Consider the following 12017-nt stretch of genomic DNA (forward strand, 5'->3'; position numbering starts at 1 on the left):
CATGACCTCAGCCCGGAATGGAGTCTCTCCGCGTACGCACGCTGTCCAGGCAGCCGCTGCGCTGGCCGCGAGCATGGGAATCGGTCGATTCGTCTACACACCGATACTGCCGTTGATGCACACGCAGGCCGGTCTGTCCGCCTCGCTCGGCGCCACTCTGGCCACCGCCAACTACATCGGGTATCTCATCGGCGCGCTCACCGGAATCCTCATTCCCGGGGTTGTGCGTTCGGCAGCGGTGATGCGTACTTCGTTGGTGGTCCTCATCGCGACGTTGGCGCTCATGCCCACCACGCACGACGGATCGATCTGGTTCGCCCTGAGGCTCGTCGCAGGCATCGCCAGTGCGCTCGTATTCATGATCGCTGTCAGCGCTTTGCACGCGCACCTTCGGGGAAAGTTCCAACACCTCGCCGGATGGGGGTTCGGCGGAGTCGGGCTGGGTATCGCCTTGTCCGGTGTCCTCGTGTTCGGTATCCGCTTCATCGGCACCTGGACCACGGCCTGGTTGGCGTCCGCGGCCCTTGCAGTGGTGTGCGCGGTCGTAGCCTGGGGGCTGTCACCGGAACCGCGTCCGATCATCACACCGGACGCCCCGGGAACTACCGGTCCCCGACGCACCCATCGCTGGTTCATGGCCTTGTTCATCAGTTATTTTCTGGAAGGAATCGGCTACATCATCGCGGGCACGTTCCTCGTTGCAGCCATCGATCTCGCCGCACCCGAATGGGTAGGCAGCGCCGCCTGGATCGTGGTCGGGTTGGCCGCATTTCCGTCCTGCGCCCTATGGGCCTGGCTCAGCCGGAGTTGGTCGCGACCGACCTTGCTGCTCGTCGCACTGTTGATACAGGCGATCGGCATTGCGCTACCTGCCGTGATCGGCGGCGTCGGCCCCGCGCTGATTTCCGCTTTCCTGTTCGGCGTGACCTTCCTCGGTGTCGGGTCCATCGTGTTGGCGATCGGCGCACACCTGCAGTTCCCACGCGCCGTGGCGCTGCTGACCGCTGGCTACAGCGTCGGCCAGATTCTCGGTCCACTCGTTGTCACTCCGTTGCTGCGAGACGGGTATCGCGATGCTCTGCTGCTCGGCAGTGCCGTCGTCCTTGCGGCGGCTGTGGCCGCCACAGCATTACGGTTCCGATTCCCTGCCGATCTCGAGGCGGGCCCTCGGACGGCCACTTCGAACAAGGAGGTAGTTTTTGATGTCAGATGATGAAACCGCCGGAGCACTATCCGTCGAAGGACTGGAGATGTTCGAATGAGCGAACTCACAACCGATCTCGACCTGAAGGTCCCTGTCATCGCGGCTCCCATGGCCGGCGGTGCGTCAACGCCGGCTCTCGTCGCAGCTGCTTCTAGGGCCGGCGGTCTCGGCTTCCTTGCCGCCGGGTACAAGACGCCACAGGCTCTGGCCGACCAGATCGACATCGTTCGTGCCGAGGGAGTGTCGTTCGGCGTCAATATCTTTGCGCCCAACCCGGTACCGGTGAACGCCGCCGCTTTCCGAACCTACGCCCAGGCGATCCAGGCCGAGGCGGATCGTTACGGCGTCACACTTCCTCAGGGCGAACCGGTCGAGGACGACGACTATTTCGAGGACAAGATCGATCTGCTCCTGGCAACCCCGGTTCCGGTGGTCAGCTTCACTTTCGGCTTTCCTGGGCCCGCCGTCGTCAAGGCGCTGCGCGCGGCCGGTTCAGTTGTCGTGCTGACCGTGACTTCGGAGGCAGAGGCAGTTCTTGCGGTCGACGCGGGAGCTGACCTCCTGGTCGTTCAATCCTCGGCTGCCGGTGGTCACTCCGGAACCATTACTCCCCTGCAGGTTCCGGCAGAAACACCGATCGTCGAACTTATCGCGCAGATCCGTCACCGCACGTCGGTTCCGCTCTTGGCGGCCGGTGGACTGGCGACCTCCGCCGACGTCGCAGCGGTAGTGCGCGCCGGAGCGGAGGCCGCGGTAGTCGGTACTGTGCTGCTTCGCACCGACGAGAGTGGTGCCTCGGCTCCACACAAGGCAGCTTTGGCCGACACGTCACGCGGAAGCACCGTCGTCACAAGAGCTTTCACGGGACGTCCCGCACGTGCACTTCGGAACGAGTTCATCGACCGCTACGACGCACTGGCGCCCATCGGATATCCGGCGATCCATCATCTGACCAATCCGATGCGCAAAGCTGCTGTTGCGCAGAGCGATCCCGAGCGCATGCACCTGTGGGCCGGCACCGGGTATCGCCATGCCACTGCGGAATCGGCAGAGGTAGTGCTCACGCGATTGACCAACTTGTGATGGCCCGGACGCAGGACATCCCATTGTCGGAAGTAGTGACGTACGACGGTTTGCCGGCGTCTGCGGGTGGTGCGCACTCGCTTCGAGCCAAGAGGCCTGACAAGGCATTTGAGTGCCTGCGCACGTTCTTGGAGGCCTGCACCGAACCAGTGTCTTTGCCGTCGTGGACATTCGAAATCTACAAGGGTGCACCGCAAGTGCCGACCGAGCAGGTGTCATCGTTTGCCACCGAAATCCTCGGTGGGCCCCGCCACAAAGCGCAAACCCATACCGAATGGAACGTGGCGGCCGGATCCGTCAACGAAGCGCTCGACGCCCTCGTTGCGGTCGGCCCCGAGGCCGTGACGGCCTACGGGCGTTCACTCGCGGCATTGACCTACAGTGCGCGCGTGCGTCTACTCGACCCGAGCACCAGCGCGCCGTACCCCGATGTCACTCCGGACGCGTTCGGCCGATTCGCCGTTGACGGGTACGGTCGGCTGTTGGGGGACTCGGGAATTCGCGCAACGCTCGGCAACGCCGCGTCTTCACTGTCCCTGTGGCTCAACCTACCTGCAGACGAACGGTTGTCGCCCGGTGCGCGTCACCTACAAGACCATCTCCCGTTCCGGCTGTCCACAAAACACTGGCGTCTCTGGCGGCCGAACCGGAGCGGAGACTCCTACCGTTCCAACAAGATTCCGTCACCGGTTTTCGATCAGGCTTGAATCACGCAGCAAACGGTCTCATCTCGAGCAGAGTTTGCCGATCTCGGCGACTATACGATCCGAGCTGCCAACCACCCACACCGCGCGTCCGTCTCGTATTGTCGGCATCAAAAATCGATCTTTCTCAATGGGCCAGTGCACAAAGGGAAATCCGCGGACCAGCTCATCTTGGACTTCTCCGGCGATCAGAGCCCTCAGCTCCTGCGCAGGCTGTTCGATGTGTGGCCCGCCGAACCCGAAGCCCCTCAGTGGGCTGGTTCCTGCACTCTTGTACTTCGGTCGCGGACCAGCGTCGAGCGCGAGGTGGCAGTAGCCGTCATCGAGCATCGACACCGTCCACACGCAGTTCTGCATGTAGGTAGAAGGGCCGTGCCAGCGGCACTGCAGATCCCTGCCGACAGCCTGGCACGCAGTGGCGACATCCTAGAACGCTTCTTCCTCCAGTTCCATGATCTCGTTGTCGAGGGAACCCAGGATTTCTTTCGTCGACGCCAGGATGGGCAATATGTTCTTCGCGAAGTACGACGCGATGACCACCTTGCCGCGATAGAAGGACCGGTCTTTTTCCGACGCGTCGCGATCCAAGGCTGCCAGCGCGACTTCGGCCTGTACGAGTAGTCGCCATCCGATGAGCAGGTCACCCACCGCGTACAGAAAGCGCACTGAGCCGAGGCCTATTTTGTACAACTCGGAAGGCTGGTCTTGGGAACCCATCAGATAGCCGGTGAGCGTCCCGGCCATCTCTTGCACGTCGGTCAACGCGGTTTCGAGCAAAACTCGCTCGGCCTTGAGGCGACCGTTGCCTGCCTCGCTGTCGATGAACTCTCGTATGCGACCGGCTATGTGAGCGAGTGCAACGCCACGGTCACGGGCGATCTTCCGAAAGAAGAAGTCCTGCGCCTGGATTGCCGTCGTGCCCTCGTACAGGGTGTCGATCTTGGCATCGCGGATGTACTGCTCGATGGGGTAGTCCTGTAGATAACCGGAGCCGCCCAAAGTCTGCAGGCTCTCGGTGAGCAGTTCGTAGGCCTTCTCGGATCCGACGCCTTTGACGATGGGCAGCAGCAGATCGTTCACTCGTGCCGCCAATTCGGCGTCGGCACCCGAAACCAATTCGGCGACATCGGCATTCTGGTGTGCGGCAGTGTAGAGGTAAACCGCTCTGAGGCCTTCGGCGTACGCCTTCTGCATCGCCAGACTGCGTCGGACGTCGGGGTGGTGGGTGATGGCCACGCGGGGTGCGGTCTTGTTTGTCAGTTCTGTGAGGTCCGCGCCTTGAATTCGTTCTTTTGCGTACTCCAAGGCGTTGAGATAGCCGGTGGACAACGTTCCGGTAGCTTTGGTACCCACCATCATCCGGGCATTCTCGATCACCTGGAACATCTGGGCGATACCGTTGTGAACATCACCCACGAGCCAGCCGACGGCGGGAACGTCAGTCGCCCCGAATGTGAGTTCGCAGGTCGGGGAAGACTTGAGGCCCATCTTGTGTTCGACGCCTGTGACGTAGACGCCGTTTCGCTCGCCCAATTCGAGTGTCTTCGAATCGAAGTGGAACTTCGGAACGTAGAATAGGCTCAACCCCTTGGTGCCGGGGCCGGCTCCCTCGGGGCGGGCAAGCACCAAGTGGAAGAGGTTCTCGGCAGTGTCTCCGACGTCGCCGCCGGAGATGAACCGCTTGACACCCTCGATGTGCCACGTGCCGTCATTCTGCTCGATTGCTTTCGTTCGGCCTGCGCCAACATCGGATCCGGCGTCGGGTTCGGTCAATACCATCGTTCCGGCCCAGCCACGCTCGAATCCTTCTTTGGCCCAGTGCTTTTGCTGTTCGTTGCCGATGCTGTAGAGCACGCTCGCCATCAGCGGACCCATGTTGAAAAAGCTCGCCGATCCGTTTGCCGCGACCAACATTTCGCCGATCGCCCAGACCAACGGCGCGGGAGCAGGAACGCCGCCCATGCCCTCCGGTAGTCCGAGCCGCGACCAACCAGCCTCGTTCACTGCCTCGACGGTCTTGCGTAGAGGTTCCGGGACCACGACGGCGTGGTTGGGTGCGTCGAATTCGACAGGGTTCCGATCCGCGTCGGCAAAGGATGCGGCGACCGGGCCCTCCGCCAGCCTCGCTACTTCGGCAAGAATGTTGCGCACGGTGTCGGTGTCGAGGTCCCCGTAAGCGCCGGCATCCAACAGTTCGCCGATCCCGAGTACCTCGAACAGGTTGAACTCGATATCGCGCACGTTGCTTTTGTAGTGACCCATTGTTCTCCGACCCTGGTGTTGTCAGCAATACGGCTCGTCAGCGGTACACAAGAAAGCCTGCCCCACAAGGAATTCAGTACGCAACCGTAGGTTGAGACAGGTGTCGTTGCTGTGAAGTAACACGGTTGCGATTCGTGTCGAAACATGCACTCTTACAATCGGTTGCCGAATGTGGGCGCGAGTCGGCCGAGGAATGCCTGTGCGACGCCCAGGTCGGTTCAAAGAGGTTGCACACCAGGCGAAGTAATGATCCTCACCTCAGGGATTGTGCGCAGTCACCGTGATCAGTGCGTACGCAACTCGGTGAACCAGGAGTTTCCCCCGACGGTAGCGGAGGTGTTCCTTGATCGGTCGCGGCGGTGCCGAACGCCGAGTCGTTCCCGTTTCATGGACCAATTCGCGCTACCGTCGGGGTAAATGCTGTTTGAACCGGGGAGAGGCGTCCATGACACGACGACAGATCCGAGGACTTGGCGCCGCCGTGCTCGTTTCAGCCTTGATGACTGCTTGCAGTACCGAGGACACTGAAGGGCCTGGTCCGGGGGTAAGCACTGCAACAAGATCGGCACCCGCCGCGGCGTTCGGTGAACCCGAGAGCTTCGCCGACGGCTTGGACGCGCCCTGGTCGATCGCTTTCCATGGCCAGACGCCACTTGTCAGTGAGCGGGACACCGCGCGAATACTCGAAGTCGACGGCAGTGGAAGCCCCCGTGAGGTGGGAGTCATTGACGGCGTCAGTCCTAGGGGCGAGGGTGGTCTCCTCGGGATCGCAGTACATGAAAACGACTTGTATGTGTACTTCACCGCCGACGGGGAAAACCGGATCGAGCGTTATGGAATCACCGGCGATCCCGGAGCGCTTGCCCTCGGGCCGGCTGAGACGATTCTCGACGGCCTCGCTTCGGCCAACTACCACAACGGAGGTCGCATCGCGTTCGGCCCGGACGGGATGTTGTACGCCACCGTCGGTGATGCCGGTAGTCGCGACCGGGCTCAGAATCTCGATTCGTTGTCCGGGAAGATCCTTCGCATGACCCCGGATGGTGATGTGCCGCAAGATAACCCGTTTCCGAACTCGCTTGTCTACAGCTACGGGCATCGCAACTCGCAGGGCATGGCCTGGACCGAGGACGGCACGATGTATGCCAGCGAGTTCGGGCAAGACACCTGGGACGAGCTCAACAAAATCGAAGCAGGCGGAAACTACGGGTGGCCCGAGGTCGAAGGGATTGCGGGCGAAGACGGATTCATCGACCCGCTCCAACAGTGGTCACCTGATGATGCCAGCCCTAGCGGAATCGTCATCCACGACGGCACGATCTACATCGCCAATCTCCGCGGTGAGCGACTCCGGGCTGTGCCGTTGACCGACCCCGCAACGGCTGACGAGCAGTTTGTCGACACGTACGGACGCCTTCGCGACGTTGCCATCGCTCCCGATGGGGCGCTCTGGATACTGACAAACAACACGGACGGTCGTGGCGATCCGAAAACTGGCGACGACCGCATCATTCGCGTCCCGTTGCGCTGACGTCGATATCCGGTGAACGCGCCCTCCATCCCGAGGATCCTCGCTGTGGCCAGTGATTCACTACTATCGGTGCGACGGATAACGAGGGCACGGATCGGAGAGACGGCATGGGGACTTGGGGTTCAGGACCTTTCGACAACGACGTAGCGGGCGACCTGCTCAGCGCAGTACAAGCGGGTGACTACGACATCGACGATTACGCACGCCACCCCGACGACGGTTACCTCGATGCCGATGATGCTCAAACAGCGATCGCTGTCGCCGAGATCCTTGCGGTTGCGCACGGGGTTGCGCCGAAGCCTGTGCAGCTAAGCGAAATTGATGCCGCCGGTTATGTCGAAACCTTGAGTCCGGAGCAGAAGGCGTGGGTCCTCGCCGCTCTCGAGCGCGCAGTCTCCGACAGTGACACGTCCGAGTTGCACGAGTTGTGGGAAGAGAACGGTCCGGAAGACCTCGAGGCTTGGCGGGCACCGATTTTGAGCAGATTGGCCAGTCTCAAAGCGCTGGGATGAGTGTCACCCGCCAACAAGATCTTGGTCATGCGGAGTTCGACGAGGACAGGCTTTGCTTGACGTATCGGGTGGTGTCGTCAGCGAGGATCTCGGCCAACCCGCTTTCGATGCCGTCCAGTGCCTGAGTGGCGACATCGGCAGGATCGATTTTCTGTTCGGCGGGTACGCCCGCGGCCATGTCGGTGTCCATGTATGCGACATGTAGTGCCGAGACGGAGATTCCACGCGGCGCCAGTTCTTCACGAACGGCGTCGGTCATCGCCCATGCCGCGGCTTTCGATGCCGCGTAAGACCCCAGTGCGGCCGGATGGAACCAGGACAGTACCGAAAGAACATTGAGTACTGTTCCGCCGCCGTTGTTTTCGATGACGGGAGCAAATGCTCGGGTCACGGTGAGTGGGCCGAAGAAATTGACGTTCAGCTCGCGGCGAACGTCATCTATGTCGCCGACGATCAACGGTGCCGAGGTAGAGATACCTGCGTTGTTCACCAGTAACGTCGCATCAGAGGCGATGCGTGCCGCAGCCGCGATCGATTCGGCGTCCGTCACATCCAATTTCAGGGGGATCACGCCGGGCAGATCGACAGTTTCCGGATTGCGGGCGGCCGCGTACACCTTTGCGCCGCGTTCGACGAGTCCCGCGGCCAGATGGCGTCCGAGCCCGCGATTGGCTCCGGTCACGATGGCAACCGTCTTGTTCAGATCCATGATTCTCCCAGTGTTGTGGCTAGCGTCGGCGGCCCCGACAATTAGATTATGAATCAAATCTAAGTTCGAGCTAAGATAGATGTCAAGTGAAATCCAAACAGGGAGGCGTTTTGATGGGCCGCGTATCGCAGCAACAAGCGGAAGAGAACCGTCGGCGCGTCGTGGAAACCGCGGCTCGCCTGTTCCGAGAGAAGGGCACTCACCTCAGCGTTGCCGACTTGATGAAGGCGTCAGGGCTGACCCACGGTGGTTTCTACAAGCAGTTCGCGTCCAAGGATGCGCTCATCGACGAAGCGACCGCCCATGCCTTTGCGGAACTGACTCAGCTGCACGCTGCGGGACTGGAAAGGCATGCCGGGCAACGTGACGAGGCTCGGCAAACCCTGATCGACAACTACCTCTCCGTGGAGCATCGCGACAACCCGGCAGACGGATGCCCCGCTGCCGCGCTCGCGGCCGACATGGCGCGCGAGCCTGCAGACAGCGAGGCCCGTCGGGTTTACACGGAGGGAGTGGGGGATTTTGCCGCAGCCCTTGCCGACGAACGAGCCGACAAAGAAGCCGACGACGACGCGGACGGTCTTGTCCGGCTCTCGACCATGCTCGGTGCACTAGTTCTTTCGCGAGCTACCAAGGGCTCTCATCTCTCCGAGGAAATTCTCGATTCCGCGCGCGCTGCACTGATCAGAGGGCTTCGAGAGCCTTCGTCATCTTCTTGACTGTTTCGGGTGCCACCTTGGCCTCGAATCCCGCTTTCAGGAGTGGGGAGGCGATCTTGGCCGCGCCGTTGAATTCGACGTTCGCTCGATAGTTGATTTCGGTGGAGCTTGCGCCGATCGCGGTCAAGGTGATGTCGTCGGTACTGGTAGCGGTCTTGTTCTTGCCTTCGAGGACGACGTGAGTCGGTTCGTCGGTCACCAAGGTGTACGTCAGTTCGGTGCCGATGCCGAACAGCTTGGACACGTTGTGCCACTGGGTTCCGATTGCGATCGGACCGTCCGAGGTCTGGGTGCAACTCTCGGTGCCCGGATCCCACAGTGGGGCGTTGGCGAAGTCGCGGAGAAACGCGGCCGCCTTCTCGATCGGTACTTCGGCGGTGAACTTTCGGGTGACTTCGACCATGTTTCGTGCCTTTCAGTTCGGTCTCGTAGGTCTAACTCTCGCGCATCCGGTTCCAAGAGTCAGACACAGAGCTTCTCGATCGAGTGCTCTAGTTGATTCCGACGACTTCCTGGGCGATCGCCGCGAGTCTTGCCTGAGCAGCGGAGACGACGCCGTGTCGGTTCTTGTGAGCTTCCTCGTACGCGACGATGTCTCGTACCTGTGCGGCCTCGGTCAGTTCTTTCACCGCGGAGACGGCTTGGGTGACGTTGAGTTCGTCGAAGTCTTCGATGGGAAGTTCCGTGGGCTCGAGTAGCCCACTCGACTTCCGTACCGAACGGAAGACATCTGCGGCACCGTCGGCACCCTCTCGACGAGTGACCTTCTCTGCAGTGGCAATAGCCGCATCCCTACTGGCCGACAGCGTCTTCACAGTCACATCGCCGGCATATGCGCCCCAGCTGATCAGCTCACCCAATACCGGCGGCGAGGTGCGGACAGCGTCGATGGCACGGTCGAGACCGCGAGTGGACCAGGAGACCGGAACGTTGACCAGCCGTATCGCCGCGCCGGTGGCAGCTTGCATCGGAGTGCGCCGCAAAGCTGCCGGTCCGCCGAGTGCCTCCTCAGCCAGGACGGTCGTCAGCCAGTCCACAGTCGCCGAATGTGCAGTGATGAGTCGGTCGGCCAATGTCGCGACGGTCTGATCGCCGCCCGCGGTGGCCAGGGCCTTGAGGTAGCGGGAACGGTCGAGGAGCTGATGTTCGAGCCCGAGGTCGCCGAGGATCGCCTCGTCGAAGGGCTGAGCCTGTTCCACCATTGCTTTCATTCCGGCTGTCGCCCGTCCGATGAACGGACCGATCAGTTCGGGTACTCCGCCCAGATCGCGAATAGCGGCTTCGATCGAACCGGCCCTTTCGCGACCGTTCTCTGCGTTTTCCGTGAGTTCGCGTCGAACAGCTTCGGTTCTGGCCTGCGCGACGCGTGTTTCGGCGACCTGAATTTCGGCGTTCGTCAAACCCAGCAGGATTCGCAGCTGCGTGATCAAGTCAGCCGTGGTTTCGGAGTTGCTCATAACGGGGTCGTCCCTTCGTCGGTGCGTGCTTTACGTGATGTTCAGCTTCTGCTCGACGAGTGCTCCGCGGGCCGCGGATCCACCGCCGCTACGCGGGCTACCCCGACCTACCGCGTAGTAACCACGAAAGATGAAGGGATTGTCATTGCCTGGACGAGTGAGATGCCGACCACTCCGAGGTTTCGATTCTTATTCGGCGGGAAGGTGGCATGTGCAGTGCGTCGAGCCAGAAGTACATCCAGAAACTGCGTCAACCGAGGAGCACCGACATGCCGGACCAGTACGAAATGCAGGACCCGACGACGCGTTTTCCTGCCCCCAAACGTGAGAGGCAGTCCGAGATCGCCCATCCCGGTCTCACCGCAGACATGATCTCTCCTCCAGACCACGGTGAAAAGACCTATCGAGGAAGTGGTCGACTCGAAGGTAGACGCGCGATTGTCACCGGAGCAGATTCGGGAATCGGACGAGCGGTCGCGATTGCATTTGCGAGGGAAGGCGCTGACGTTGTCCTGAGTTATCTCGACGACGAAGAACAAGACGCTCGGGAAACCGTTCGCTGGGTCGAAGAGGCAGGTCGGAAAGCCGTCTCGGTGCCGGGAGATCTCCGAAGTGAGGAACATTGTTCTGCATTGGTCGAAACCGCCGTGAGTGAACTAGGTGGACTCGACATCTTGGTGAACAACGCAGCGTTTCAGATGGTGCAGATGGGTGGTATCGCCGATATCACCACCGAACAATTCGACCGTGTGATGAAAACCAACCTCTACGCACTCTTCTGGCTCTCCAAGGCTGCGATTGCGAAGATGAAGCCCGGATCGACGATCGTGAACACCTCGTCCATCCAAGGTGCGTCTCCTTCTCCCGAGTTGCTCGATTACGCCACGACGAAGGCCGGAATCATCGATTTCACCAAGGGGCTGGCCGCCGATGTCGCACGAAAGGGGATCAGGGTCAATGCCGTTGCACCTGGACCGATTTGGACGCCACTGATTCCGGCGACGATGCCCAAGGAGAAGTTCGAGACATTCGGGGACGACGTTCCGCTGGGGCGGGCAGGTCAGCCGGCTGAGCTTGCACCCGCCTATGTATTTCTCGCATCCGGCGAGTCCAGCTACACCACTGGGGAAGTCATCGGCGTGACGGGTGGGAAACCCCTTACCTGAGTCCGCGAACCCTCGAGGCGCTCGTCGACCGGGCCACCGGTCAACCGTTGTCGAGACCTGCCGCGACCATCGCCGCGGCGGTCTCTCGTTCTGAGAATGTGCCCTTCTCGAGCTCTCGGATGACGCCGGATCGATCTGCAGGGGAACGGTTTTGGTTCAACTTCGCTTTTCCGTAGACGCGGGCCACGTGCAGTTCGATCCCCACGATCCCTCGCAGCTGTGCATCGACGAACTTCGGCGGCGCGTCGGTGACCTTCCATTCGTTCTCGCGGCTCGATTCATGCCGGGCAGTCAGAGCGGTGACGTGCGCACGTAGCCACTCCTCGTTGTCGTGCGCGACCAGTTGGCCGTAGACGTAGAGGACTTCGTAGTTCCACGTCGGGACGACCTTCCCGTGCACGCTCTTGCTCGGATAGAACTCGGGGCTCACGTAGGCGTCGGCACCGGGAAGTATCACCAGAGACTCCGACGGCCCGGTGTATTGCCAATGAGGGTTCGTCCGGGCGAGATGCCCTTCCAACACGTTTCTTTCGGCGTTGTACAGCAGTGGCATCGAGGTGACTTCGAGGGTCTCGGGGCCTGGTGTGACCAGGTGTCCGAATCCGCCGGTGAGGAGAGAGTCGGCGACCGCCTCTTCGGAGAGGCGGAATTGTCCGGGCAGGATCATGTG

The 12017-nt window shown here is 61.4% G+C and carries 12 protein-coding genes; 7 read left to right on the forward strand and 5 right to left on the reverse strand.

Annotation, left to right across the window (positions count from 1 at the left end):
* The first annotated feature begins 1 nt into the window (after position 1).
* Genes ACFQ6Y_RS28470 through ACFQ6Y_RS28480 form a run of 3 tightly spaced genes read left to right on the forward strand, consistent with a single transcriptional unit; the run spans position 2 to position 2994 of the window.
* Complete coding sequence (locus ACFQ6Y_RS28470; protein WP_378639999.1) at positions 2 to 1213, forward strand: YbfB/YjiJ family MFS transporter; 1212 nt, start codon at positions 2 to 4, stop codon at positions 1211 to 1213.
* A 45-nt stretch (positions 1214 to 1258) separates the two neighbouring features.
* On the forward strand, positions 1259 to 2287 hold the full coding sequence (locus ACFQ6Y_RS28475; RefSeq protein WP_378640001.1) for an NAD(P)H-dependent flavin oxidoreductase: 1029 nt from the start codon (positions 1259 to 1261) through the stop codon (positions 2285 to 2287).
* Positions 2284 to 2994 carry a hypothetical protein gene (locus ACFQ6Y_RS28480; RefSeq protein WP_378640003.1) on the forward strand — a complete coding sequence of 237 codons (711 nt, stop codon included), beginning with the start codon at positions 2284 to 2286 and terminating at the stop codon, positions 2992 to 2994. Before ACFQ6Y_RS28475 ends, ACFQ6Y_RS28480 begins: the two co-directional genes overlap by 4 nt.
* Positions 2995 to 3417: 423 nt before the next feature.
* Here ACFQ6Y_RS28480 and ACFQ6Y_RS28485 read toward each other — a convergent pair whose 3' ends face one another.
* Positions 3418 to 5253, reverse strand: a complete 1836-nt coding sequence (locus ACFQ6Y_RS28485) for an acyl-CoA dehydrogenase (RefSeq protein ID WP_378640005.1) — start codon at positions 5251 to 5253, stop codon at positions 3418 to 3420.
* 445 nt (positions 5254 to 5698) lie between these two features.
* Between ACFQ6Y_RS28485 and ACFQ6Y_RS28490 the strand changes: the two genes are divergently transcribed.
* Together ACFQ6Y_RS28490 and ACFQ6Y_RS28495 are read left to right on the forward strand one after the other, a co-directional pair.
* Positions 5699 to 6784: a PQQ-dependent sugar dehydrogenase gene (locus ACFQ6Y_RS28490; RefSeq protein WP_378640007.1), complete on the forward strand. Its 1086-nt coding sequence runs from the start codon at positions 5699 to 5701 to the stop codon at positions 6782 to 6784.
* A gap of 107 nt (positions 6785 to 6891) precedes the next feature.
* Positions 6892 to 7296, forward strand: a complete 405-nt coding sequence (locus ACFQ6Y_RS28495; protein WP_378530267.1) for a DUF4259 domain-containing protein — start codon at positions 6892 to 6894, stop codon at positions 7294 to 7296.
* Positions 7297 to 7321: 25 nt separating this feature from the next.
* Here ACFQ6Y_RS28495 and ACFQ6Y_RS28500 read toward each other — a convergent pair whose 3' ends face one another.
* On the reverse strand, positions 7322 to 8005 hold the full coding sequence (locus ACFQ6Y_RS28500) for an SDR family oxidoreductase (protein WP_378530269.1): 684 nt from the start codon (positions 8003 to 8005) through the stop codon (positions 7322 to 7324).
* A 113-nt stretch (positions 8006 to 8118) separates the two neighbouring features.
* On the opposite strand from ACFQ6Y_RS28500, the gene ACFQ6Y_RS28505 reads away from it, so the two are divergent.
* A complete protein-coding gene (locus tag ACFQ6Y_RS28505; RefSeq protein WP_378640009.1) occupies positions 8119 to 8724 on the forward strand; it encodes a TetR/AcrR family transcriptional regulator in 606 nt (201 codons plus the stop codon).
* Here the strand turns inward: ACFQ6Y_RS28505 and ACFQ6Y_RS28510 are convergent.
* On the reverse strand, positions 8690 to 9127 hold the full coding sequence (locus tag ACFQ6Y_RS28510) for an SRPBCC family protein (protein ID WP_378530273.1): 438 nt from the start codon (positions 9125 to 9127) through the stop codon (positions 8690 to 8692). The genes ACFQ6Y_RS28505 and ACFQ6Y_RS28510 overlap by 35 nt on opposite strands.
* An 88-nt stretch (positions 9128 to 9215) precedes the next feature.
* Positions 9216 to 10181, reverse strand: a complete 966-nt coding sequence (locus ACFQ6Y_RS28515) for a ferritin-like domain-containing protein (RefSeq protein WP_378640011.1) — start codon at positions 10179 to 10181, stop codon at positions 9216 to 9218.
* 269 nt (positions 10182 to 10450) lie between these two features.
* On the opposite strand from ACFQ6Y_RS28515, the gene ACFQ6Y_RS28520 reads away from it, so the two are divergent.
* Entirely contained in the window at positions 10451 to 11347 is an 897-nt protein-coding gene (locus tag ACFQ6Y_RS28520; protein WP_378640013.1) for an SDR family oxidoreductase, read from the forward strand.
* A 40-nt stretch (positions 11348 to 11387) separates the two neighbouring features.
* Here ACFQ6Y_RS28520 and ACFQ6Y_RS28525 read toward each other — a convergent pair whose 3' ends face one another.
* A complete protein-coding gene (locus ACFQ6Y_RS28525; protein WP_378640015.1) occupies positions 11388 to 12014 on the reverse strand; it encodes an FMN-binding negative transcriptional regulator in 627 nt (208 codons plus the stop codon).
* Positions 12015 to 12017: the final 3 nt, after the last annotated feature.

The organism is Rhodococcus sp. NPDC056516, assembly GCF_042794655.1.
Taxonomy (GTDB): domain Bacteria; phylum Actinomycetota; class Actinomycetes; order Mycobacteriales; family Mycobacteriaceae; genus Rhodococcus_F.